We start from the raw sequence: 23,084 nt of genomic DNA, 5'->3' as shown, positions 1-23,084 counted from the left end.
TCGGCCGGGGAGGACCCGGTCAGCCGGCCGGGTGCGCGGCGAGGAAGACGGCGACGTAGTGGCACACGTAGCCCACCACCGTGCCGACGTGGAAGATCTCGTGGAAGCCGAACCACCGCGGGCTGGGGTTGGGCCGCTTGAGGGCGTAGACCACCGCGCCGAGCGTGTAGGCCAGCCCGCCGCCGGCGACGAGCCAGACGACGGCCGGCCCGCCGGTCGTCCAGAACTGCGGCAGGAAGCCCACCGCCACCCACCCGAGCGCGACGTAGATCGGCACGTACACCCACCGCGGGGCCGAGAGCCACACCAGCCGGGCGGCGATGCCCAGCACCGCTCCGACCCACACCACCACGAGCAGCACGGTGGCGGTGGCCCGGTCGAGCAGCAGGACGGCGAGCGGGGTGTAGGTGCCGGCGATGAGCAGGAAGATGTTGGAGTGGTCCATCCGGCGCAGCACGGCCAGCGCCCGCGGGGACCACGTGCCGCGGTGGTAGACCGCCGAGGTGCCGAAGAGCACCACCGACGAGGCCGCGAACACCGCGGTGGACACCTTCCCCGCCGTCGTCGGCGCCAGCGCGACGAGCACGATGCCGGCGAGCAGCGCCACCGGCGCCGTGCCGGCGTGGATCCACCCGCGCAGCCGCGGCTTGACGGCGTCGGCGACCTTGCGCACGCCCGCGCCGAGGGTGGTGTCGTCGGGCAGGGGATGGGCTGCTGCCATGGGACCTCCAGGTCCGCGGAAGGAGAGGGGGCCCGGGGCCGCGACCGGCCCGAGCCGGAACCTACGCTACCGTAGGTTCGCGGTGCCGACCTCCCGCGGCGGTAACGTTCCTCCAGCGGGTCCGACGCAGCCTCGGGCCCCGGCGCGGCCGCCGGCCGCGACGGCCGGAGAGGAGTGTCGAGCGGATCGTGCCTGCGGGACTGCTGTACCAGCTCTACGAACGTCGTCTCGTCAGGGGGCTGGACCGGGCGAACGTTCCCCGGCACGTCGGCGTCATCCTCGACGGCAACCGGCGCTGGGCCCGCGGCCTCGGCGCGCCCGTGGCCCACGGCCACCGGCGCGGGGCGGACAAGATCTCCGAGCTGCTGCACTGGTGCGAGGACGCCGGCGTCGAGGTCGTCACCCTGTGGATGCTCTCGACGGACAACCTCGACCGCGACGCCGCCGAGGTCGTCGAGCTGCTGGAGATCATCGCCGGGGCGGTGGAGACGATCGCCGCGTCCGGCCGCTGCCTGCGCGTCATGGGCTCCCTGGACCTGCTGCCCGAGCCCGTCGCGGAGCGGCTGCGCGCCGCCGAGGGGCGGGCCCAGGGCCGGCCCGGCCTGCAGGTCAACGTCGCCATCGGCTACGGCGGGCGGCACGAGATCACCGACGCCGTCCGCGCGCTGCTGCGTGAGCGCGCCGCCGCCGGGCAGAGCATCGAGGAGGTCGCCGCCGAGATCGGCGTCGACGACATCACCGACCACCTCTACACCCGCGGCCAGCCCGACCCCGACCTCGTCATCCGCACCTCCGGCGAGCAGCGCCTCAGCGGCTTCCTGCTGTGGCAGTCGGTGCACAGCGAGTACTACTTCTGCGAGGTCTACTGGCCGGACTTCCGCCGGGTGGACTTCCTGCGCGCGCTGCGCGACTACGCCCAGCGCGAGCGGCGCCTGGGCCGCTGAGCCCCGCGCGTCAGGCTCCCGGCGGCGCCGCCGACATGTCCGGCGGGTGAACAGTTGCCCCCACCGCCGGGGCCCGGGCGTGTTTGTGGAGGACGAAGGGCCCTCCCGGCCGTACCGTGCGATGTGATGGACGGCACACCAGCCGCCCTCCGGGAGGTCAGCCCATGCAGCACCCAGCTGTGGACGGGAGGGGCCGGCCGGTCCCTCCTGGGCCGGCCTGTCGCCCCCCCCCACCACGCACGACGGCCCGCGACCCGCGGGTCCGCCGCGCAGCTGAGCTCGGCGCCACGGCGCCGGAGGGAGCCCTCGTGAGCATCGATCGCACCATCAGCACCCCGGAGCACGCCTCCGCCGCCCCCGCGGCCGGAGCCGCCGTCGCCGCCGAGCTCGGTGTCGCCGAACCGGTCGGCACGGCGCTGCGCACCTACGTGCTGGACACCTCCGTGCTGCTCTCCGACCCGCGCGCGTTCCTGCGCTTCGCCGAGCACGACGTCGTCGTGCCCGTCGTCGTCGTCACCGAGCTCGAGGCCAAGCGGCACCATCCGGAGCTGGGCTACTTCGCCCGCTCCGCCCTGCGCCTGCTGGACGACCTGCGGGTCAAGCACGGCCGGCTCGACAGCGCCGTGCCCGTCGGCGACGACGGCGGCACGGTGCGCGTCGAGCTCAACCACTCCTCCGACCAGGTGCTGCCCTCGGGCCTGCGCCTGGGCGACAACGACACCCGCATCCTCGCCGTCGCCGCCAACCTGGCCGCCGAGGGGCACGCGGTCACCGTCGTCTCCAAGGACCTGCCCATGCGGGTCAAGGCCTCCGCCGTCGGGCTGAACGCCGAGGAGTACCGCGCCCAGCAGGTCCTCGACACCGGCTACTCCGGGATGACGACGGCGGAGCTGACCGAGTCCGAGATGGCCCAGCTGTGGGGGGAGGAGAGCGTCGACGTCGCGGACCTGGCCACCCCGGGGGACGTGGCGTCCCAGCCGGTCAACACCGGCGTGGTGCTGCACTCCCCGCGCGGCTCGGCGCTGGGCCGCCTCGGCGCCGACGGCCGGCTGCACCTGGTGCGCGGGGACCGGGAGGTCTTCGGGGTGCGCGGGCGCAGCGCGGAGCAGCGGGTGGCCATCGACCACCTCACCAACCCTGACATCGGCATCGTCTCTCTCGGCGGGCGCGCCGGCACCGGGAAGTCCGCCCTGGCCCTGTGCGCGGGGCTGGAGGCCGTCATGGAGCGGCGCGAGCACCGGAAGGTCGTGGTGTTCCGGCCGCTGTACGCCGTCGGCGGGCAGGAGCTGGGCTACCTGCCGGGGGACCAGGCCGAGAAGATGAACCCCTGGGCCGAGGCAGTCTTCGACACCCTCGGGGCGCTGGTCGCCCCGGAGGTGCTCGAGGAGGTCCTCTCCCGCGGGATGCTCGAGGTGCTGCCGCTGACCCACATCCGCGGCCGGTCCCTGCACGACGCCTTCGTCGTCGTCGACGAGGCCCAGTCCCTTGAGCGCAACGTCCTGCTCACGGTGCTCTCCCGCATCGGGCAGAACTCCAAGGTGGTGCTCACCCACGACGTCGCCCAGCGCGACAACCTGCGGGTGGGCCGCCACGACGGCGTCGCCGCCGTGGTCGAGGCGCTCAAGGGCAAGGAGCTCTTCGCGCACGTCACCCTCACCCGCTCCGAGCGCTCCGCCGTCTCGGCGCTGGTCACCGAGCTGCTGGAGGGCGTGGACATCTGAGCCGGCCCGCTCCCGCCCGGCGCGCGCCGGGCGGGAGCGGCCGTCCGCCGCGCTGAGGCGGGCCGCCACCTGTCGGTCAGCGCAGCGGGTCGAACGGCCACAGCTCGGCGGGCACCTGGCCGCCGGTGACCAGGTCGGCGACGAGCTGGCCGGTCAGCGGGCCCAGCGTGATGCCCCACATGCCGTGCCCGCCCGCGGCGACCACCCGGGGGGAGCGGGTGGGCCCGATGAGCGGCAGGCCGTCGGGGGTGACGGGGCGCGAGCCGACCCACTCGTCGACCCGGTCGTCGAGGTCGCCGGCGAGCAGCGGCCGGGTCGCGTCGACGATCGCCTTGATCCGGCGCGGGTCGAGCGGGTCGCCGGGCCTGCGGAACTCCATCATCCCGGCCACCCGGTAGCGCCCGCCCAGCGGCGTGCAGGCCACCCGCTGGATGGGGAAGTACAGCGGCATGGTCGGCATGGGGTCGACCGGGACGGTGAAGGAGTAGCCGCGGCCGGCCTGGACCACCATCCGAACCCCGAAGGGCCGGGCCAGCTCGCCCAGCCACGCCCCGGTCGCCAGGACGACGACGTCGGCGCGCAGGATCTCCTCCCCGTCGCGCCGGGCGGGTGCCTCGGTCTCGCTGCCGCCGGGCACGGGCTGGGTCGGGCGGGTGCGCACGAGCGCGGGCCGGGTCTCGGTGCCGCCGTCGACGGCGAGGACGCGGACCCCCTCGCGCAGCTCCACCCCCGCCGCCACCACCGTGTCGGCCAGCGCCAGCATGTACCGGGGCGGGTCGATGAAGCGGGTGCCCGCCAGCCGGATCCCCGCGGTGACCTCGGTGCTCAGCGCCGGGGCGAGCGCGCGCAGCTGCGCGCCGTCGAGCAGCTCGGCCTCCACCGGCTGCCCGGCGGCGCGGATCGCGGCGAACTCCTCGAGCAGGTCCCGGCGCTGCCCGGGACGCCGGTAGCAGGCCAGGAAGTCGCCCGTCGGCACGGTCGGCTCGGCCACGCCGGCGGCGGCGAGGACGTCGAAGGCCTCCAGCGCCCGCCGGTTGAGCGGGACGTAGGCGGCCATGGCCCGCCGCCACGCCCGCCCGGTGCTGTGCCGGACGAAGCCGAGGAGGAAGCGCAGCAGGTCCAGGTCGGGGCGCAGCGGGACGTACACCGGGGAGGCGGGGGAGACCAGCGCCCGCACGCCCGAGCGCAGGATGGCCGGCTCGGGCAGCGGGGTCGTGATCGGCGGGGTGAGCCAGCCGGCGTTGCCCCATGACGACCCGGCGGCGACCCGGTCCTGCTCCAGGACGGTCACGTCCAGGCCGGCGCGGCGCAGGAACCAGGCGGTGGACAGCCCCACCATGCCGGCGCCGACGACGACGGCGCGACGCGGGGACGCGGAGGTGCTCATGCGGGTCATCCTGTCCGATGACGGCGGCCCGCGCCGAGGCTTACAGGTTGCCGATCTGGTGGACCAGGTTGGCGGTGCCGTCCGCGAGGGTGTACTCCACGCCCACGATCGCGGTCCGGCCCTCGGCGACGGCGGTGGCCAGCGAGACCGAGTAGTCGTGCAGCTGTGTCACCGTGGCCGTCACGTGCTGGCGGCGGAGGTCGGCGTCGTCGGCCAGGCGCACCCCGCGGGTCGGCCCGGCGGCCGGGGCGCCGCCGTCCTCGGTGGGCGCGAGCAGCGAGGGGATGACGCGGTCGACCACGGCGCGCACGAACCCGGTGGGCATCTCGCCCGTGAGCAGGGCCCTGGTGGCCGCGCCGACGGCGCCGCACCTGTCATGCCCGAGCACGACGACCAGCGGGGCGCCGAGCACGTCCACGCCGTACTCGATGGAGCCGATGACCGTGGTGTCGAGCACCTGCCCGGCGGTGCGGACGACGAACAGGTCGCCCAGGCCCTGGTCGAAGATGAGCTCGGCGGCCACCCGGGAGTCGGAGCAGCCGAAGAGGACGGCGTAGGGGTTCTGGTCCTGCGCCACCTCGGCGCGTCGGTCGGCGCCCTGGGAGGGGTGCTGCATGTTGTCGGCGACGAAACGGGCGTTGCCCTCCTGCAGGCGCTGCCACGCCTGGGCCGGGGTGAGGTCGGTGCTCATGGACCCCCATCTTTCCACCGTGGCCGGAGGGCTTCCGCCGCAGGGGCGCGTGCGGTGGCGCGGGCGGGGCCTAGGAGCACGCACCGACGGGGCCCACAACGCCGCACCGACCGCGCCCCCTGCGGTGCGGCCCCGCAGGCCAGGGGGCGGACGGCGGCCGTCGCCTCTCCGGTGGCGGACAACGGTCGTTCGCGGTTTCCTGAAGACCGACGACAGGTGAAGGAGGTCACGTGCGACGGCGCAGACTGGTGGGGGCGGGCCTCGCGCTCGCCGTGGCCGCGGGCATAGCCGCCTGCTCCGCCGAGGCCAGCACTCCCACACTGACGTGGTACATCAACCCCGACAACGGCGGTCAGGCGGAGATCGCCAAGCAGTGCACCCAGGAGGCGGGCGGCAAGTACAAGATCGAGACCGCCCTGCTGCCCCGGGACGCCGCCTCCCAGCGCGAGCAGCTCGCGCGCCGGCTGGCCGCCAAGGACAGCTCCATCGACATCATGAGCCTGGACCCGCCGTTCATCCCCGAGCTCGCCGAGCCCGGGTTCCTCGCCCCCGTGCCCCAGGACGTCGCCCAGAAGACGACCGACGGCGTGGTGCAGGGCGCCATCGACGGCGCCAGCTGGAAGGGCGAGCTGGTGACGGTGCCGTTCTGGGCCAACACCCAGCTGCTCTGGTACCGCAAGTCCGTGGCCGAGGCCGCCGGGCTCGACATGTCCAAGCCGGTCACGTGGCAGCAGATCGAGGACGCCGCGAAGAGCCAGGACAAGCTCCTCGCCGTCCAGGGCGCCAAGGCCGAATCCCTGACGGTGTGGATCAACGCCCTCGTCGCCTCCGCGGGCGGGCAGATCGTCACCAACCCGGAGGCGCCGGGCACCGAGATGCAGCTCGGGCTCGAGTCCGACGCCGGGCGCAAGGCCGCGCAGATCATCGGCGACATCGGCAAGTCCGGCATCGGCGGGCCCAGCCTGCCCACGGCTGACGAGTCCGCCTCGCTCACCCTGTTCCAGGGGGACAAGGGCTCGTTCATGGTCAACTGGCCGTTCGTGTGGTCCTCGACCGTCACCGGCGTCGAGCAGGGGACCTTCGACAAGGCGCTGCTCGACGACATCGGGTGGACGACCTACCCGCTCACCGACGAGGGCAGCAAGCCGGCCCCGCCCTACGGCGGGATCAACCTCGGCGTCGGCGCCTTCAGCAAGCACCCCGACTTCGCCTACCAGGCCGTCGAGTGCATCGTCACCCCCGAGCACCAGGCCACCTACTTCGCGACCAACGGCAACCCGGCGGCGAACACCAAGGCCTACGAGGACCCCAAGGTGCAAGAGGCGTACCCGATGTACCAGGAGATCCGCGACTCGCTGCAGCAGGCGGTGCCGCGGCCGCAGACGCCGTACTACAACGAGGTCTCCACCGGCCTGCAGCAGACGTGGTACCCGCCCAGCAGCGTCAACCCGGACACCACGCCGCAGAAGTCCACGGATCTCATCACCTCCGTCCTGCGAGGGGAGAGCCTGCTATGAGCTCAGCAGTCCCACCGGCCGCGCCCCAACGGCAGGCCGCGCCGGCCCCGGTCGTGACGGCCGGCGCCCAGCCCGGGCCGACGGGCGGGATCAGCGAGCGCACCCGCTCCGAGCGACGGCTCGGGTGGTGGCTGGCCGGGCCCGCCTTCGGCGTCATGCTGCTCGTCACCCTGTACCCGATCCTGCAGGCCGTCTACGACTCCCTGTTCGCCTACCGCCTCACCGCCCCCGGCGAGCGCCGGTTCGTGGGCCTGGGCAACTACGGCGTCGTGCTCTCGGACCCGGTGTGGTGGCGCGACCTGGCCGTGACCGTGTTCATCACCGTGGTCACCGTGGTCATCGAGCTCGTCCTCGGCTTCGCGCTCGCGATGATCATGCACCGGGCGCTGCGGGGCCTGCGCGGGCCGCTGCGCACGGTGATCCTCGTGCCCTACGGCATCATCACCGTCGTCTCGGCGTTCGCCTGGTTCTACGCCTTCGACGTCACCTCCGGCTACATCAACAACTGGTTCGACTGGGTGCCCGGCATCAGCCCGGACCTCAACTGGTTCGCCAGCCAGGGCACCTCGCTGTTCGTCATCATCGCCTCCGAGGTGTGGAAGACGACGCCGTTCATCTCCCTGCTCCTCCTCGCCGGCCTGGCGCAGGTGCCGGGCGACATGGAGGAGGCGGCCAAGGTCGACGGCGCCACCCCCTGGCAGGTGCTCAGCCGGGTGATCCTGCCGAACATGAAGGCCTCGATCATGGTGGCGGTGCTCTTCCGGGCCCTGGACGCCTTCCGCATCTTCGACAACGTCTTCATCATGACCAACGGCGCGAACGGCACCGAGACGCTGTCGCTGCTGGCCTACCGCACCTCCATCGGCCGCCTCGAGATCGGGCTGGGCTCGGCTATCTCGGTGCTGCTGTTCCTGTGCGTCCTGCTCATCGCCTTCGGGGCGATCAAGCTGTTCAAGGTCGACCTGTCGAGCGCGAGGGGGGAGTAGCCGTGCGCCTCACGACGCGGCAGAAGGTGGCCTGGACGATCATCGCCGTCCTGGTCCTCGTCTACGCCCTGTTCCCGGTCCTGTCGATCTTCATGACCTCGCTGAAGGCCAGCAGCGAGATCAACTCCGGCACGTTCCTCCCGCCGCACCCGACGTGGGAGAACTACGACCAGATCCTCGTCGGGTCCGCCCAGAGCCTGTTCCTGCCGGCGCTGCGCAACTCCATCGGCATCTCGCTGATCGCCACCGCGATCGCCGTCGTGCTGGCGACGTTCTGCGCCTACGCCATCGCCCGCCTGGACTTCCCCGGCAAGCGGATCATCCTCACCACCGCGCTGGGCGTGTCCATCTTCCCGGTGATCTCCATCGTCACGCCGCTGTTCAACCTGTGGCGCAACATCGGGCTGTACGACACCTGGCCGGGCCTGATCATCCCCTACCTGTCCCTGACCCTGCCGATCTCGATCTGGACCCTGTCCGCGTTCTTCCGGCAGATCCCCTGGGAGCTGGAGCAGGCGGCGCAGGTGGACGGCGCCACCCCCTGGCAGGCGTTCCGCAAGGCGATCGTCCCGCTGGCCGCCCCCGGGGTGTTCACCACGGCGCTCATCGCGTTCTTCATCGCCTGGAACGACTTCGTCTACGGCATCTCGCTGACCTCGACCAGCGCCGCCCGGCCGGTGCCCGCCGCGCTGGCGTTCTTCACCGGGGCGTCCTACTTCGAGGAGCCCACCGGCGCCATCTCGGCCGCATCCATCATCGTCACCATCCCGGTCGTGATCCTCGTGGTGCTCTTCCAGCGCCAGATCGTGTCCGGACTGACCCAGGGAGCCGTCAAGGGCTGACCGCCCTGACGCGAAGGAGGAGAGCCCCAATGGCATCCATCACCATGGACCACATCGTCAAGCAGTACGGCGACGGGTTCCCGGCCGTCAACGACGTGTCCCTGGCGATCGACGACGGCGAGTTCGTCATCCTCGTGGGGCCCTCGGGCTGCGGGAAGTCCACGCTCCTGCGGATGATCGTGGGCCTGGAGGACATCACGTCGGGCACCATGCGCATCGGCGACGAGGTCGTCAACGACAAGGCCCCCCGTGACCGCGACCTGGCGATGGTGTTCCAGAACTACGCCCTGTACCCGCACCTGACGGTCTACGAGAACATCGCCTTCCCGCTGCGGCTGCAGAAGGGCCACTTCAGCAACGAGGAGATCGACCAGCGGGTGCGCCGCGCCTCGAGCCTGCTCGAGCTCGACGAGCACCTCGACCGCAAGCCGGCGAACCTCTCCGGCGGCCAGCGCCAGCGCGTCGCCATGGGCCGCGCGATCGTCCGCGAGGCCCGGGCGTTCCTCTTCGACGAGCCGCTGTCCAACCTCGACGCCAAGCTGCGCGGGCAGATGCGCACCGAGATCGCCCGCCTGCAGCGCAACCTCGGGATCACCACGGTCTACGTCACCCACGACCAGACCGAGGCCATGACGCTGGGCGACCGGGTGGCCGTGCTGCGCCGCGGCATCCTGCAGCAGGTGGCCAGCCCCCGCGCGCTGTACGAGCAGCCGGTGAACCTCTTCGTGGCCGGCTTCATCGGCTCCCCGCCGATGAACTTCCTGGCCGGGTTCGTCGAGGGCGACGTCCTGCGCCTGCCGATCGCGGACGTGCCCATGGACGACCGGCTGCGCGCCGCCATCGGCAACAGGGATTCCGTGATCGTGGGCATCCGGCCCGACGGCTTCCAGGACGCCGACGCCGTCACCGAGGAGAAGCGCGCTCGCGGGGTGAGCTTCGAGGCCAACGTCGACGTCACCGAGTGGCTCGGCGAGGTGCTCTACGCCTACGTGCCCTACCAGATCCACGAGAGCGTGCGGGCCAAGCTCGAGGAGCTCGACCGCGAGCTCGAGGGCGAGGGCGTGCGCTCGCAGCTGGTCGTGGCGCTGGACGCGGCCAGCCCCATCGGCGACGGGGACGTCGCCACCCTGTGGTTCGACCCGACGACGATCCACGTCTTCGACCCCGAGTCCGGCGACAACCTCACGCGCGACGACGCCCGCGCCGAGCAGCTCGACGAGAACGCCAAGCGGCAGCGCCAGCGGGCCCTGGAGCGGGCGAAGCAGCGCGCCGCCGAGCGGGAGACGGCCACCCAGCCCGCCTGACCCCTCGCGGCGAGACGTCAAGTTGGGCGCGAGACGTCAAGTTGGGCGCGAAACGTCTAGTTCGGCGCGCGACGTCCGGCACCACGCGCACGAGGATCGCCGGGGCGTTTCCGCGGAAACGCCCCGGCGCATGACATCGCCGCGCGGATGCGCCCGTGCGCTGGCCGCGGTGACCCCCGCCGGTGCGCTATCCGGGGTGGCCTCCGCCGGCGCGCTACTCGGCCGCGGCGCCGCCTGCGCTACTCGGCCGTCAGTTCGGCCCGGGTGGGCGGGTTCGCGCCCTCGCGGGAGACCGTGATGGCGGCGATCCGGGCCGCCTGGTCCAGCACCCGCTCGAGGGTGCCGGCGTCGATGGACCGCAGCGACTCGCGGTGGTCGGCCCCCAGCAGCCCCGCGGCCCACAGCCCGTCGAGGAGGCCGGCGGTGAAGGAGTCCCCGGCACCGACGGTGTCAACCACCTGGGAGGGTGCCGCCGGCACGCGGTGCTCCAGGCCGCCGGCCGTGACCGCCCAGGCCCCGCCGGGGCCGTGCGTGACGACGACCAGCGCCGGGCCGGCGGCCAGCCACCGGCGGGCGACCTCCTGCGGGTCGGCCCCGGGGGCCAGCCAGGCCAGGTCCTCGTCGGAGACCTTCACGACGTCGGAATGCGCGACGAACCGCTCCACGACGGCCAGGGTCTGGCGCGCGTCGCCCATGAGCGCGGGCCGGATGTTGGGGTCGTAGCTGATCGTCGCGACGTCGCGGTAGCGGGCCACCGTCTGGGCGACCGTGGCGGCGCCGGGCTCGAGCACCGCCGCGATCGACCCGGTGTGCAGCACGACCGGCGCGACGACGGGCTCGGGGACGGGCGGGGCCCACTCGAGGTCGAACTCATAGGTCGCGCTGCCCGCGGCGTCCAGGCGGGCCCGGGCGGTGGAGGTCCGCACGGCCCGCGCCGAGGCCGCCGAGAGCCGGACGTTCTCCAGCTCCAGGTGGGACCGCAGGACGCTGCCGTGCGCGTCGGCGGCGAACCAGCTGACCAGCTCGACGTCGCGGCCGAGCCGGGCCAGGCCGACGGCCACGTTGGCCGGCGAACCGCCCGGGTGGCCCGAGGGCTCCTCGCCGGGCCGCTCGACGATGTCGATGAGCGCCTCGCCGACGACGAGCGCGGCGCCGTCGTCGTGCTCGCCGGGCAGCCGGTGCTCCCCAGGGCGATAGGCGAGGGAGGTGGCGGGCGGGCGAGCCGTCAGCTCGGGGTCGCCCGTGGGGCGGAACGGGTCGTGCTTGGCGGGCGCCTTGGGCGACCGGGCGGGCACGTCCTGTGCGGTGCCGCCCGGGGCGGCGCCCGCCCGCGCGGGCGGGGCGTCGTCGGGCTCCATCGGACGGTGGCCCTGGCTCATGCGTCCTCCTCGCCCAGACCGGCGGCGGCGTCCTCGAGGGCGGCCTCGCGCGCGGCCTCCGGGTTCTGGGCCGACGGGGCGCGGCGCTCGCCGTCGCGTGCCCGGGCGGCGTCCAGGCGCTCGCGGGCGCCGTCGAGCCAGGCCTGGCAGCGGGACGCCAGGGCCTCGCCGCGCTCCCACAGCGCCAGGGCGTCCTCCAGGGTGGTGGAGCCGGCCTCGAGGCGGTGGACCACCTCGAGCAGTTCGTCGCGGGCCTGCTCGTAGGACAGGCTGGACACCTCCGGCCGCTCGGCCGCGTCTGTCTGGCTCACGGGTTCAGTCTCCTACAGGGCTCGGGCGTCCGCAGACGGCGCGGTCTGGCCGTCGGCAGGCGTTTCGGTCGGGGGCGCGGCGGGGGCGGACTTGTTATCCGCGGCGGCGTCGGTCGGGTTGTCGGCGGCCGGGTCGATCTGACCGTCCGCGGTCGGGTCGGTCTCAGCGGGTTGAGGGAGGACCTCGACGCCGAGCCGGCCGGCCGCGAGCAGCGCCTCGAGGCGCTGGCCGGTCCGGACGTCGTCGGGGGAGCGGACCACTCGTCCGGTGTCGTCGCGCAGGACGGCATAGCCGCGGGCGAGGGTGGCGGCGGGGGAGAGGGCCCGCAGCTGGGACCGGGCGCCGCGCAGCTCGTCCGCCGCCCGGTCGGTGCGCCAGGTGACGGCCCGCAGCGCGGTGGCGCGCAGCCGCTCGACCTCCTCCGCGCGGGCGGTGACGAGCGCGTGGGGGTTGGCCACGACCGGCCGGGAGCGCAGGTGGTCCAGGCCGCGCTGCTCGGCGGCGAGCCGTGCGGTGATGGCCGCACGGATGCGCTGGCGCGACTGAGCCAGGCCGCGGCGCTGCTCGGCGACGTCGGGGACGATGTGCTTGGCGGCGTCGGTGGGGGTCGAGGCCCGGTAGTCCGCCACGAGGTCCAGCAGCGGGCTGTCGGTCTCGTGGCCGATGGCGGAGACCAGCGGGGTGCGGCAGGCCGCGGCGGCGCGGACCAGGGCCTCGTTGGAGAAGGGCAGCAGGTCCTCCACCGCCCCGCCGCCGCGGGCGACGACGATGACCTCCACGGCCGGGTCGGCGTCGAGCTCGCGCAGCGCAGCCATGACCTCGGGCACGGCCCGGGCGCCCTGGACGGCGACCTCGCGGATCTCGAAGCGCAGCGCGGGCCAGCGGGCGTGGGCGTTGACGACGACGTCGTGCTCGGCCTTGGACTCCCGCCCGCAGATCAGCCCGACGCAGCGGGGCAGGAAGGGCAGCGTGACCTTCCGCTCGGCGTCGAACAGCCCCTCGGCGGCCAGCACGCGCTTGAGGTGCTCGATGCGCGCGAGCAGCTCGCCCACGCCCACCGGGCGCAGCTCGTCGGCCTGCAGTTGCAGCGAGCCGCGCTTGGGCCAGAACGTCGGCTTGGCGTGGACGACGACGTGGGCGCCCTCCTGCAGCGGGGTCGCCATCGCGGCGAGCACCCGGGACTGCACGGCGACCGGCAGGGACATGTCGGCGTCGGTGTCGCGCAGCGTGAGGAAGGCCAGGGTGGCGCCGGGGCGTCGGTTGAGCTGGACGATCTGCCCCTCGACCCACAGCGGTGCCATGCGGGCGATGTAGTCGTTGATCTTCGACGACAGCAGCCGCACCGGCCAGGGGTTCTCGGCCGTGGTCTCCAGGGCGCGCGTGGCGAGGCGGCGCGGGGCGGGCGCGGCGTGGTCGGTGCTGCTCACGCCCCCCACCCTCTCACCGCCCGCCGACGCCGGGCACGAGCCGCCGGCGGGGCGGTGGACACAGCGCGCGGTGCGCCGGGCGCTGGCGTCGGTCAGCGCCCGGCGGCGAGGACCTCGCGGGCGGTGGGGTCGGAGTCGTCGAGCAGCTTGCGGCAGCGCACTGCCTCGTCGTCCTCGCCGATCGCCGCGGCGGCGTCGGCCAGGGCCAGGACGGACAGGAGGAAGCCGCGGTTGGGTGCGTGGGCGGCGGGCACCGGCCCGGCGCCGCGCCACCCGGCCCGCCGCAGCGCGTCGAGGCCGCGGTGGTAGCCGGTGCGCGCGAAGGCGTAGGCCGCCACCGGGTCGCCGGCCTCCAGCGCCGCGCGGGCGAGCGTGGCCCAGGCAAGGCTGGCCGCGGGGAAGCGGGCGGCGACCGCCCGCGGGTCCTCGCCGGCCTCCAGGGCGGCGCGGGCCGGCACGTCGGGGTGGTCCTCGGGCAGCAGGGTCGGCGTGGGCTCGCCGAGCAGGTTGGTGGGCATGGCGCCATGCTGCCATGGCCGGGTGTGGGGTCGGACACGGGGCATGGCCCGTCCGGCGGGCCCCACGTACCCTGGCCCCATGACCACCGCACCCCTCGCCACCGGCCCCGCCGCGCCCGCGGTCCCGGCCGGCTCCTCGCTCGCGGGCGCCTCGGCCTTCCCCTCCTCGATCCCGTCCGAGCCGGCGCCCGACGGCAAGCGGATCCTCCTCGCCGCCCCGCGCGGCTACTGCGCCGGGGTGGACCGGGCGGTCGACGCCGTCGAGAAGGCGCTGGCGCTGTACGGCGCCCCGGTGTACGTGCGCAAGGAGATCGTGCACAACAAGTTCGTCGTCGAGACGCTGTCCGAGCGCGGCGCGATCTTCGTCGACGAGACCGACGAGGTGCCCGAGGGGGCGCGGGTGGTCTTCTCCGCCCACGGCGTCTCCCCGGCCGTGCACGCGGCGGCCGCGGCCCGCCGGCTGGCCACCATCGACGCCACCTGCCCCCTGGTGACGAAGGTACACAAGGAGGCCGTGCGCTTCGCCAGCGACGACTACGACATCCTCCTCATCGGCCACGACGGGCACGAGGAGGTCGAGGGCACCCAGGGCGAGGCCCCCGAGCACATCCAGGTGGTCAACGGCCCGCACGAGGTGGACAAGGTCGAGGTCCGCGACCCCGAGAAGGTCATCTGGCTCTCCCAGACCACCTTGTCGGTGGACGAGACCATGCAGACCGTCAACCTGCTGCGCGAGCGGTTCCCGCACCTGCAGGACCCGCCCAGCGACGACATCTGCTACGCCACCCAGAACCGCCAGGTCGCGGTCAAGAAGCTCGCCCCCGACGCCGACGTCGTCATCGTCGTGGGCTCGGCGAACTCCTCCAACTCGGTGCGGCTCGTCGAGGTGGCGCTGGAGGCGGGCGCGGGCGCGGCCTACCGGGTGGACAAGGCCGACGAGATCGACCCCGCCTGGCTCGAGGGCGCTACCACCGTGGGGCTGACCTCCGGGGCCTCGGTGCCCGAGATCCTCGTGCGCACCGTGGTCGACCGGCTCAAGGACCTCGGCTACACCGGGGTCGAGGAGGTGCGCACCGCCACGGAGGACATCATGTTCTCGCTGCCCAAGAACCTGCGCGCGGACCTCAAGGCCGCCGGCGAGCAGCCGGACCGGCCCCACAAGGTGCGCCGGGAGCGCGTCCGCGCCGACGGCTGAGCCGGCAGCTGGCCGCGCATGCCCGAGGCCCAGGCTGACGGCCTCGGCCTCGTCCCGCACACACGCACGAGCCCCGACGTCGGACGCCGACGTCGGGGCTCGCGCGCTGCCGGCGGGAGTGCCGGCGTGGGCGGTCAGGCCGAGCGGCCCTCCAGGTCCGCCAGTGCCAGCTCCGGCGCGGTGAAGGTGCGCACCTGGGCGTCGTCGGTGGCGATCGCCTCGACGTCGAGGTCCTTGGTGGCCAGCGACTCGAAGTCCCGGGCGGTGACCAGGAGCCGCTGCTCGATCGACCCCACCACCTTGTTGTAGTGCTGCACGCTCGAGCGCAGCGACCGGCCCAGGCTGGTGAGGTGCCCGGCGACGACGCCGAGGCGCTCGTAGAGGGTGCGGCCCAGCGCGAGGAGCTCACGCGCCTCGGCGGTGACCTGCTCGGCCGACCAGATCGACGCCGTCGTGCGCAGCAGCGCCAGCAGCGAGGCGGGCGAGGTCGGCGCCACGCCCTGGCGCAGGGCGTGCTCGAGGAGGACGGGGTCGGCCTCTAGCGCGCTGGCCAGCAGCCCCTCGGACGGCACGAACATGATGACCAGCTCGGGGGAGCCGGGCAGCTGGTCGTGGTAGCGGCGCTTGGCCAGGGCGTCCACGTGCCCGCGCAGGGCCCGCGCGTGGGCGGCGAGCAGCCGCTCGCGCCGCTCGGCCTCCTCACCGGTGGCCCGCTCGCCGATGGCGCTGGCCTCGAGGTAGGCGTCCATGGGCACCTTGGCGTCCACCGCGAGGTACTTCTCCCCGGGCAGGTGCACGACGACGTCGGGGCGCCCGGCGTTGGCCTCGCGGCGCCCGCCCGGCGCCCCGGCGGCGCCCAGCGAGTGCTGCTCGACGAAGTCGACGTGCCGCATCATGCCCGAGGCCTCGAGCACCCGGCGCAGCTCGACCTCGCCCCACTGGCCCCGCGCGGAGGTGGACCGCAGCGCCGACTCCAGCTGCGCCGTCGTGCGCTGGAGCTCGACGCCCGAGCGGCGGGCGTGGTGGAGCTGCTCGGTGAGCACGGTGTACTGCTCGGTGCGCTCGCGCTCGAGCAGCGCGACGTGCTCGCCGACCTGGGTGAGCGTGGCCTGCACCGGCGCGAGGGCGCGCAGCACGTCGTGGTCCCGGCGCGCCCGCTCCTGGAGGGACTCCACCTCCTCGGCGAGCCGCTCCGCCCGCGCCTGCGCCGCGGCCGCCCGGGCCCGCAGCTCCGCCGTCTCCGCCGCCGAACCCGCGCCCACGCCGCCGCGCGTCGCCGCCCGGGCGGTGGCCACCGCGAACCCGAGCGCCGCGCCCACGACGAGCGCGAGAACCACCAGCACCACCGTCACCATCTGCATGCCCGGCACCTTCTCAGGCCCCACCGACATCGCGGTCACCGGCTCGCCGCGGCCGCCCCGGGGGGCCGGGGCGGGCAACCTCACGCCGGAGCCGGCGTGGCCAGGACGTAGACTCGGCCCACGTGGCCCTCACCATCGGAATCGCGGGACTGCCCAACGTCGGCAAGTCGACCCTGTTCAACGCCCTGACCCGCGCCAGCGTCGTCGCGGCGAACTACCCCTTCGCCACCATCGAGCCGAACGTGGGCGTGGTGCCGCTGCCCGACAAGCGCCTCGACAAGCTCGCCGAAGTGTTCGGCTCCGAGCGGATCGTGCCCGCCACCGTGTCGTTCGTGGACATCGCCGGCATCGTCAAGGGCGCCTCCGAGGGCGAGGGCCTGGGCAACCAGTTCCTGGCGAACATCCGCGAGGCCGACGCGATCTGCCAGGTCACCCGCGCGTTCCAGGACTCCGACGTCGTCCACGTCGAGGGTCGGGTGGACCCCAAGGACGACATCGAGACCATCTCCACCGAGCTGATCCTCGCCGACATGCAGACCCTGGAGAAGGCGCTGCCTCGCCTCGAGAAGGAGGTGCGCGGCAAGAAGACCGACCCCGAGGTGCTCGAGACCGCCAAGGGCGCCATGAAGGTGCTCGAGGCCGGCACGCTGCTCTCCGCCGGCGCCCAGGCGGCGGGGCTCGACCCCGAGGTCCTCGCCACCTTCCAGCTCATGACCTCAAAGCCGTTCATCTACGTCTTCAACACCGACGACGCCGGGCTGGCCGACGAGTCCATGCAGGCCGAGCTGCGCGAGCTCGTCGCGCCGGCCGAGGCAATCTTCCTCGACGCCAAGTTCGAGTCCGAGCTCGTCGAGCTCGAGCCCGACGAGGCCGCCGAGATGCTCGCCGAGACGGGCCAGGACGAGGCCGGCCTGGACAAGCTCGCCCGGGTGGGCTTCGAGACCCTGGGCCTGCAGACCTACCTCACCGCCGGGCCGAAGGAGGCCCGCGCCTGGACCATCCACAAGGGCTGGACCGCCCCGCAGGCGGCGGGCGTGATCCACACCGACTTCGAGCGCGGCTTCATCAAGGCGGAAGTCATCTCCTTCGACGACCTCGTCGAGCTCGGCTCGGTGGCCGAGGCCCGGGCCCACGGCAAGATGCGCATGGAGGGCAAGGACTACGTCATGCAGGACGGCGACGTCGTGGAGTTCCGCTTCAACGTGTGAATCGGAGCGTCTATGCAGGTCAGAGGTGGTGTCGGAGCCTCCAGTCCGCACGAAGTCCGCAGGAGCTTCAGCAGGACGGGCTCGACCGGGCTATTCGTGGGGCCTATCTGTCTCAGGTTCGCTGTTACCCGCTGGCGCTCTGTGACGCCACTTCCCTGAGTGATGGCGGACCTCTGCGGCTGGCGGCAATGGAACGTCGTCTTACGAGCCGAAGGGTTCGGCTGGCCGGAGCAGGTGCCGGGCCGTCGCTAGATCCGGCATGAGGGACTTGGAGCATGCTGACCGCGACTTAGCGACAGCGACCGGGGATAGAGGAGCCGGACATGGATGTGCGCGCAATCTTCGAGTTGCCTGTCCCAATTTGGGTCACGCGCGAGACGCTCGGAGCAAGCTACCCGACTGGATACGGCGCGCTCCAGTTTGACATCGTTATGCCGCACGATCATCCACCTGTGGGTGCACCGCCCGCCGTGCCCGGAATAGAGATGTCAACCTTGAGCGGCGAGTTGGTTGTCTGGGCGCAGGAGTACGGTGCGTTCATTCCGGAGTCTCGTCGGCCCGCCACAGCCGTTCACCGCGTCGGTGTGGCAGTTGTTAAGGGTCCGACCTATGACCATCGATCATGGTTCACGCCCGATCACCAGCTGGCGGAGTCCATCGATGGCTGGTTCGACAATGTGCGCACCTGGGTGGAAGTTGTGACCGGACAGGACCTAGATCCCCGTCACCGCGTATACGACGCGGAGGTGGTTGGCGCCGGATTAACTTTCATTGAGCCACCCCACGAGGGCGCTCTTGGCCTCGTTGCCGCTACGCCCCGCGTCACGCCGCTCCACAGAAGTGAATGGGCGGAGATCCTTAATTACGTCCAGCAAGGGACTGAGCCACCGCTCGAGGAGGTCCTGAGCCGAGATGCGCGCGCTGCCCAGAGGCGCAATGCGAACCGACGCGCGATCATCGACGCGGCGACCGCGCTTGAGATCGCCATCGGGCGGCACGTCCGCGAGCACGAGGCCGACCTGCCCGAAGTTCAGCGTCGCAGACTCAATACCAGGAGCGCGCTCGGTGACTACATCTCGATCGCCAAGGAGTCCGGCTTAGAGCTCGCTGTGCCGATCGCTCAATTGCGCCGACTTAACAGGCTCCGCAACGATGCCGCGCATCGGGCCGCCACAGCGAGTAACTGGGAGGCGGGCGAGGCAGTTCAGGTGATGATTGAATTCCTCGGCGCGCACGGCACCTATCGCAGGACAGGCGAAGGTGAGCCCGACGGAGGAGAGTTCGTTGTGGCTGAGCCGGAATCGTCGTAACGCGTCTCGCCCGTTGGCGTGGGGACGCAAACGCCTGAGCGTGTTCTGGCTCTTCGCGGGCTCGCCACTAAGGTCATGGCGTGACCCAAAGCATGGAGTTCGCGGGCTTGATGGCCTCATTGCGTGCGCCGAGGGTCGCCATTGCGATCCCGGACGAGGACTGGGAGTACTTCGCCTTCCGAGGGATGGAGTTCTTCAGTAGGACATGGGGAGGGGCGGGCGGCGTTCTTCTCCCGGTCTCCCAGGGGAGATTCGCTCCTGCGGTGGCCCGCCTTTTGCGACATTACGACCCCGACTACCTCACCACCCTTCAGGTCACAGTGGGTGACAGGGAGGCGCTACAACCTGGACTGCTTCCGATCACGGTTGACGGAAAGACTCTCGAAGGACAGGAACGCAAGGACTTCCTCGCACAGACTGAAGAGCATGGCCGGCAGGTGATTGCCGTGACCATCGGTCGCGACAGTCTCACAGCGTTGGCCAGCGATTTGTCGACGTTCGGGGATGACGACGGCGATCAGAGGATCTACTCCGTGCACCCGATGGGCAGCATGCCAAGTGAGCTCTCTGCGGTCGAGGGCGACCATGCCCACCAGATCCTGTTGGAGTCTGGCGACGAACTGGTTGACTTGGCGATAGCGATCCGGAACGGCCGACCAATCAGCCCTCTCGAGGTGCGGCGGATATCAGATGGCTCACTGAGTCATAGGGAAGTGGCCGGCCTACTAACGCGCGACGACGCCATCCAAGTGGGATCGCCATTCGAGGCAACGAGACGAGGCCTGTCGTGGATCAGCCACGGCTTCGTGCGCAAGAGTCCCGTGTTGGTCTTGGGCAGAACCGCGAACGACATGGCTATCGCAATGCTCTGGGACCGCTTGGTCGGGACTGGTATCTGGTTGCCATTCACTGGCAGGCACAAGCGCTGGCACCGGTGGCTCGGTAGTGCCGTCGACTGGAGCCGACTGAGAGCCGACCGCAAGTTCGTAATTACGAGCGCGTCGTGGTCTGAAGAGCAGTGCATGGACTTCATGAGGCGGCTCTGGGCGGCGCGGTCCATGTGGGATCCCTCCGAGACTGAGGAGCCGTGGAAATACGTACCGCCCGAAGAGCTGGACTCGCCGGGACGGATCGATCTGCGTCTGAACGATCGGTGGGATGAGCGGTTCGCTGTACCGGTCACGATCTCTGGCGATGGATCAGCGGAGATGGCAACGACGTTCCCTCTCCTGGCCCCCGAGGACCTAGCTAATAGCCCTCGGGGATGGATCGTCGACACCGAGTGGTCTGAGCACCCGATTCATTCGCACCCTGCTGTTCGTGGCAGTGACCTCATGGCTTCCGTGCAAGACAAGTACGAGACCTTCGTTCGGCCGTCTGGTCGGTCGATCTCCTTCGAATCCGGGCGCTTCGACTTTGTTGCCTCCGGCGCATCCAAGTACGGCCAACTGGCGCAGCCGCGGTTGCGGTGGCCTGGCTTAATGAACACACTCGGTCTCGCCGCGGCGTCCAGCGGGCACCGGGTTCAGTCTTCGCATGCGGGGCGAACGGGTCGGCTCGCTTCAGAGCTCTGGCGCGGCCGCGAGCGCCTTGCCGATGACCTTGCCGGTAGCCGGCGTGTCCTATTGGACGCTCTCACAACGACGAAGACCAAGAACGGTCCGATTGACAAGGGCGATGGGGTCACCAACGAGAACGCCCGGCTAATGGTTTCGGGAATCTGCGTTGTTCCTCTAGCGGCCCTCGAACGAATCGCAGACAGCGCCGTAGCGCGCCCAGGCATCCGATCCTGGCTCGACGAACTGATCGAGGCTGGGGCCATCAGGATGGGACTCGTCCTTGAATGTGCCATCTGTCCGTGGCCGGACTTCTATCGGATCGACGAAGTCGGAACACACTTCGACTGCAAGCGGTGTGGGTCGCGTAATGCGCTCGCTCAAGAGCGCTGGCGCGATCCGAAGGGCGAGCCGAGGTGGTACTACAGCCTTCATCCCACGGTCACTCAGTTCCTTCAAAGCAACGGTGACGTTCCGATCCTGGCGGTCCGGCAGTTCGCTGCTGCTCGACGCGCTTACGACGTCGAGTTCGAACTCGAGATTCTCGTCGAGGGTGAGATCCGCCCGAAAGTGGAGATCGACTTCGCTTTCATGTCACGTGACGGGCTCGTGATAGGCGAGGCGAAGAGCGTTGGCAAGCTCGACGGTCAGAATGAGAAGGAGCGAGTCCGCGACGTGACCAAGTTGCTGGATGCCGCAGAGATCCTGGGTGCGCGCGAAGTCTGCTTCGCGACGACTATGACCTGGGGCTCGGAGTCCATGAGGGCCATCGACATCGCCGTGGGGCGAGCAAGGAGGGCAGTGACGGTGTCAATACTCGAGCAGCTCGGATCGTCCGCGCCGGCAGCCCGACGGGTTCTACACAACCCGGCTGGCCCCTAGCCTCGATCGTTCCTCGAGCCAGAGAGCAGGGTCGTGCGCGCGATCGCGCTGGATGCCGTCAAGCGTCGGTTCAAACAAGGCAGGAGGTTTGCGGGCAATGAGTAGATGGCAAAAAGTTCGCGCAACGTTGGAAGGTATCGGCGGAATCATCATCGGCGGCGTGGCATTCCTGTTCTGGGGGCCTTTGTGCTCGGAGCGCTGGCGCTGGTCGCCTATCTCTTTTTTACGGCTACCGGCTCGAACCGCTACGACGGGTGATGCCGCGGCCGCCTTCCCGGTGTCGCTGCGAATCTCTCTTGGGACCACAGGAATCTGGCGAGGCCGTGTCTAGACGGCGAATGCGGTCCCGCACGCAAGACCGACGGCCCCACGTCGGGCCACCCCACCCGCTCCATTGGTCGATCGAGACTAAGTCGTGACCCTCGCCAACTCGGCGGGCTGGTCAAGCGACGCCGACATGATCGATTCCGCTGCCTTCCTCGTGCGGTCCTCGGCGGTGGGCCAGAGGTGGGCGTAGGTGTTGAGGGTCGTCGTCGCCTTCGAGTGGCCCAGCGAGCGCTGGACGGTCACGACATCGCAGCCCGCAGCGATCAGCCCGGAGGCGTAGAAGTGCCGCAGGTCGTGGAGTTTGATTCCGGACAGTCCGGCGTTCCGCAGCGTCTGTCGCCACCAGTAGGCGACGGTGTTCTGGTGTGGCGGGCCATCCTCCTCGCCGGTGAAGAGCCAGCGATTCTTGCCCGTGGTGCCGTGGTTGGTCACGTGCTCGGCGAGCAGGTTGACGAGGCTGTGGGCGATGTAGACGACGCGCTCGGAGCCGTACTTCGGCGGTCGGACGTCGATCCCGCCGCCGTTGATGCGCTGAACTTGGCGGGAGACCTTGAGCGACCTGCGAAGGAAGTCCACGTCGCCGAGCTGGACTCCGGCGGCTTCGCCGAGCCGTAGGCCGGCGAACGCGCAGAGGGCGATGAATGGCTGGAACCGCTCGTCACCCGCAGCCATGAGCTGTCCCACCTCCTCCGGAGTGGGGATCGACATCGCCACATCCGCCCGACGACCACGGGGGAGGCGTACGCCGTCGGTCGGGTCGGAGCCAATCACCCTGTCCTTGACGGCGGCACGGAACACCGACCTGACGTTGACGTACCGCGTCTTGATCGTGCCAGGGGCGAGGCCCGCGGCCTCCATGTGCTTGATCCAGGTCTCGACATCGGAACGGCGGACCTGCTTCATTGGCTTGCCCATGAAGGGCACTGATCTGGCCGCCAGCGACATCGCGAGCACGGTTCCGGGCGCCCAGACCTGCCGGGCCGACCACTCGCCGAAGAACGCCGCGAACGTTATCCGTCCGGCCTGGGGATCGGCGTACGTGCCCGTGACCACCGCCGAGGTGACCTGGTCCAGCCACTGCTGGGCGTCGATCTTGCGATCGAAGTGCCGTGCGTGCTCCTTGCCGGCCTCGTCGCGGTACCGCGCCCGCCACTTGTCGTTGGCCCGTTTAGCGATGTTCCCCGCCATGACGCTCCCTCCGGGATGACTCCATCGTCCGTCTGCCAGCCGACGACGGCGGTGTCAGCGGTGGTTCTGTGGACGGTTGGCCTGCTCGGCCAGCCAGCGGACGACGTCGGCGCGCCAGTAGCGGACGTGGCGGCCGATCTTGAAGCTGCGCGGTCCCGCGCCGAGGTGGCGCCAGTAGCGCAGGGTGCCTTCGGGGATACGGAGGTAGGCGCAAACTTCCTGAAGGGTGAGCATCTCGTCGCCGGGGTTCTTGATGGGACGGTTCTCACTGGGGTTGGTCGGTGATGCGGTCATGATTGCTGCTCCTT

General features: G+C 71.4%; 20 protein-coding genes. 10 read left to right on the top strand and 10 right to left on the bottom strand.

All coding sequences use genetic code 11. The features are described 5' to 3' along the window. Positions 1–19 precede the first annotated feature (19 nt). The gene (gene trhA, locus GD970_RS12825; protein WP_152203295.1) at positions 20–721 is read right to left on the bottom strand and encodes a PAQR family membrane homeostasis protein TrhA; all 702 of its coding nucleotides are present in this window, start codon (positions 719–721) and stop codon (positions 20–22) included. A gap of 185 nt (positions 722–906) precedes the next feature. Here trhA and GD970_RS12820 point away from each other — a divergent pair, with 185 nt between their 5' ends. Together GD970_RS12820 and GD970_RS12815 are read left to right on the top strand one after the other, a co-directional pair. Further along, the gene (locus tag GD970_RS12820) at positions 907–1,665 is read left to right on the top strand and encodes an isoprenyl transferase (protein ID WP_211489757.1); all 759 of its coding nucleotides are present in this window, start codon (positions 907–909) and stop codon (positions 1,663–1,665) included. Between the two features lie 308 nt (positions 1,666–1,973). Further along, a complete protein-coding gene (locus GD970_RS12815) occupies positions 1,974–3,386 on the top strand; it encodes a PhoH family protein (protein WP_152203293.1) in 1,413 nt (470 codons plus the stop codon). A 76-nt stretch (positions 3,387–3,462) separates the two neighbouring features. On the opposite strand, the gene GD970_RS12810 is transcribed toward GD970_RS12815, so the two are convergent. Beyond that, on the bottom strand, positions 3,463–4,782 hold the full coding sequence (locus tag GD970_RS12810; protein ID WP_346266131.1) for an NAD(P)/FAD-dependent oxidoreductase: 1,320 nt from the start codon (positions 4,780–4,782) through the stop codon (positions 3,463–3,465). 31 nt (positions 4,783–4,813) lie between these two features. Continuing rightward, positions 4,814–5,464, bottom strand: coding sequence for a carbonic anhydrase (locus GD970_RS12805; protein WP_152203291.1), 651 nt, complete (start codon positions 5,462–5,464; stop codon positions 4,814–4,816). A gap of 230 nt (positions 5,465–5,694) precedes the next feature. Between GD970_RS12805 and GD970_RS12800 the strand changes: the two genes are divergently transcribed. From GD970_RS12800 to GD970_RS12785, 4 genes are read left to right on the top strand one after another with little or no spacing between them, the layout of a single operon-like run. Continuing rightward, positions 5,695–6,981, top strand: a complete 1,287-nt coding sequence (locus GD970_RS12800; RefSeq protein ID WP_152203290.1) for an extracellular solute-binding protein — start codon at positions 5,695–5,697, stop codon at positions 6,979–6,981. Beyond that, entirely contained in the window at positions 6,978–7,967 is a 990-nt protein-coding gene (locus tag GD970_RS12795; protein ID WP_152203289.1) for a carbohydrate ABC transporter permease, read from the top strand. Before GD970_RS12800 ends, GD970_RS12795 begins: the two co-directional genes overlap by 4 nt. Before the next feature lie 2 nt (positions 7,968–7,969). Beyond that, positions 7,970–8,809 carry a carbohydrate ABC transporter permease gene (locus GD970_RS12790; RefSeq protein WP_152203288.1) on the top strand — a complete coding sequence of 280 codons (840 nt, stop codon included), beginning with the start codon at positions 7,970–7,972 and terminating at the stop codon, positions 8,807–8,809. Between the two features lie 29 nt (positions 8,810–8,838). Then, positions 8,839–10,113 carry an ABC transporter ATP-binding protein gene (locus GD970_RS12785; RefSeq protein WP_152203287.1) on the top strand — a complete coding sequence of 425 codons (1,275 nt, stop codon included), beginning with the start codon at positions 8,839–8,841 and terminating at the stop codon, positions 10,111–10,113. Between the two features lie 239 nt (positions 10,114–10,352). Here the strand turns inward: GD970_RS12785 and GD970_RS12780 are convergent, their stop codons facing one another. The 4 genes from GD970_RS12780 to GD970_RS12765 all read right to left on the bottom strand — a co-directional run bounded on the left by GD970_RS12780 (position 10,353) and on the right by GD970_RS12765 (position 13,749). Next, positions 10,353–11,492 carry a carbohydrate kinase family protein gene (locus GD970_RS12780; RefSeq protein ID WP_319593464.1) on the bottom strand — a complete coding sequence of 380 codons (1,140 nt, stop codon included), beginning with the start codon at positions 11,490–11,492 and terminating at the stop codon, positions 10,353–10,355. Beyond that, positions 11,489–11,803: an exodeoxyribonuclease VII small subunit gene (locus tag GD970_RS12775; RefSeq protein WP_152203286.1), complete on the bottom strand. Its 315-nt coding sequence runs from the start codon at positions 11,801–11,803 to the stop codon at positions 11,489–11,491. Before GD970_RS12775 ends, GD970_RS12780 begins: the two co-directional genes overlap by 4 nt. Before the next feature lie 12 nt (positions 11,804–11,815). Continuing rightward, positions 11,816–13,231 carry an exodeoxyribonuclease VII large subunit gene (gene xseA, locus GD970_RS12770; protein WP_226925325.1) on the bottom strand — a complete coding sequence of 472 codons (1,416 nt, stop codon included), beginning with the start codon at positions 13,229–13,231 and terminating at the stop codon, positions 11,816–11,818. A gap of 92 nt (positions 13,232–13,323) precedes the next feature. Continuing rightward, positions 13,324–13,749, bottom strand: a complete 426-nt coding sequence (locus GD970_RS12765) for a DUF3151 domain-containing protein (RefSeq protein WP_193314932.1) — start codon at positions 13,747–13,749, stop codon at positions 13,324–13,326. A 79-nt stretch (positions 13,750–13,828) separates the two neighbouring features. Between GD970_RS12765 and GD970_RS12760 the strand changes: the two genes are divergently transcribed. Then, positions 13,829–14,944, top strand: a complete 1,116-nt coding sequence (locus GD970_RS12760; RefSeq protein ID WP_152203283.1) for a 4-hydroxy-3-methylbut-2-enyl diphosphate reductase — start codon at positions 13,829–13,831, stop codon at positions 14,942–14,944. Between the two features lie 134 nt (positions 14,945–15,078). Here the strand turns inward: GD970_RS12760 and GD970_RS12755 are convergent, their stop codons facing one another. Continuing rightward, entirely contained in the window at positions 15,079–16,305 is a 1,227-nt protein-coding gene (locus GD970_RS12755; protein ID WP_152203282.1) for a DNA recombination protein RmuC, read from the bottom strand. A gap of 122 nt (positions 16,306–16,427) precedes the next feature. Between GD970_RS12755 and ychF the strand changes: the two genes are divergently transcribed. The 3 genes from ychF (at position 16,428) to GD970_RS12740 (ending at position 21,261) form a co-directional block, all read left to right on the top strand. Then, entirely contained in the window at positions 16,428–17,513 is a 1,086-nt protein-coding gene (ychF, locus tag GD970_RS12750) for a redox-regulated ATPase YchF (protein ID WP_152203281.1), read from the top strand. 323 nt (positions 17,514–17,836) lie between these two features. Continuing rightward, positions 17,837–18,823, top strand: a complete 987-nt coding sequence (locus GD970_RS12745; RefSeq protein WP_152203280.1) for a hypothetical protein — start codon at positions 17,837–17,839, stop codon at positions 18,821–18,823. A gap of 80 nt (positions 18,824–18,903) precedes the next feature. Continuing rightward, positions 18,904–21,261: a hypothetical protein gene (locus GD970_RS12740; RefSeq protein WP_152203279.1), complete on the top strand. Its 2,358-nt coding sequence runs from the start codon at positions 18,904–18,906 to the stop codon at positions 21,259–21,261. Between the two features lie 408 nt (positions 21,262–21,669). On the opposite strand, the gene GD970_RS12735 is transcribed toward GD970_RS12740, so the two are convergent. Both GD970_RS12735 and GD970_RS12730 read right to left on the bottom strand, forming a co-directional pair. Continuing rightward, positions 21,670–22,776: a tyrosine-type recombinase/integrase gene (locus tag GD970_RS12735; protein WP_152203278.1), complete on the bottom strand. Its 1,107-nt coding sequence runs from the start codon at positions 22,774–22,776 to the stop codon at positions 21,670–21,672. Between the two features lie 54 nt (positions 22,777–22,830). Next, positions 22,831–23,070 carry a helix-turn-helix transcriptional regulator gene (locus GD970_RS12730; RefSeq protein ID WP_152203277.1) on the bottom strand — a complete coding sequence of 80 codons (240 nt, stop codon included), beginning with the start codon at positions 23,068–23,070 and terminating at the stop codon, positions 22,831–22,833. Positions 23,071–23,084: the final 14 nt, after the last annotated feature.

The organism is Georgenia thermotolerans (genome assembly GCF_009193185.1).
Classification (GTDB): Bacteria; Actinomycetota; Actinomycetes; order Actinomycetales; family Actinomycetaceae; genus Georgenia; species Georgenia thermotolerans.
This window is presented reverse-complemented; position numbering and strand designations above follow the sequence as displayed.

Excerpts from the sequence above, each read along its gene's own strand:
- trhA (WP_152203295.1), bottom strand. The coding sequence starts at position 721 with ATGGCAGCAGCCCATCCCCTGCCCGACGACACCACCCTCGGCGCGGGC.
- GD970_RS12810 (WP_346266131.1), bottom strand. The coding sequence starts at position 4,782 with ATGACCCGCATGAGCACCTCCGCGTCCCCGCGTCGCGCCGTCGTCGTC.
- GD970_RS12805 (WP_152203291.1), bottom strand. The coding sequence starts at position 5,464 with ATGAGCACCGACCTCACCCCGGCCCAGGCGTGGCAGCGCCTGCAGGAG.
- GD970_RS12795 (WP_152203289.1), top strand. The coding sequence starts at position 6,978 with ATGAGCTCAGCAGTCCCACCGGCCGCGCCCCAACGGCAGGCCGCGCCG.
- GD970_RS12785 (WP_152203287.1), top strand. The coding sequence starts at position 8,839 with ATGGCATCCATCACCATGGACCACATCGTCAAGCAGTACGGCGACGGG.
- GD970_RS12780 (WP_319593464.1), bottom strand. The coding sequence starts at position 11,492 with ATGAGCCAGGGCCACCGTCCGATGGAGCCCGACGACGCCCCGCCCGCG.
- GD970_RS12765 (WP_193314932.1), bottom strand. The coding sequence starts at position 13,749 with ATGCCCACCAACCTGCTCGGCGAGCCCACGCCGACCCTGCTGCCCGAG.
- GD970_RS12760 (WP_152203283.1), top strand. The coding sequence starts at position 13,829 with ATGACCACCGCACCCCTCGCCACCGGCCCCGCCGCGCCCGCGGTCCCG.
- GD970_RS12755 (WP_152203282.1), bottom strand. The coding sequence starts at position 16,305 with ATGCAGATGGTGACGGTGGTGCTGGTGGTTCTCGCGCTCGTCGTGGGC.
- GD970_RS12745 (WP_152203280.1), top strand. The coding sequence starts at position 17,837 with ATGGATGTGCGCGCAATCTTCGAGTTGCCTGTCCCAATTTGGGTCACG.
- GD970_RS12735 (WP_152203278.1), bottom strand. The coding sequence starts at position 22,776 with ATGGCGGGGAACATCGCTAAACGGGCCAACGACAAGTGGCGGGCGCGG.
- GD970_RS12730 (WP_152203277.1), bottom strand. The coding sequence starts at position 23,070 with ATGACCGCATCACCGACCAACCCCAGTGAGAACCGTCCCATCAAGAAC.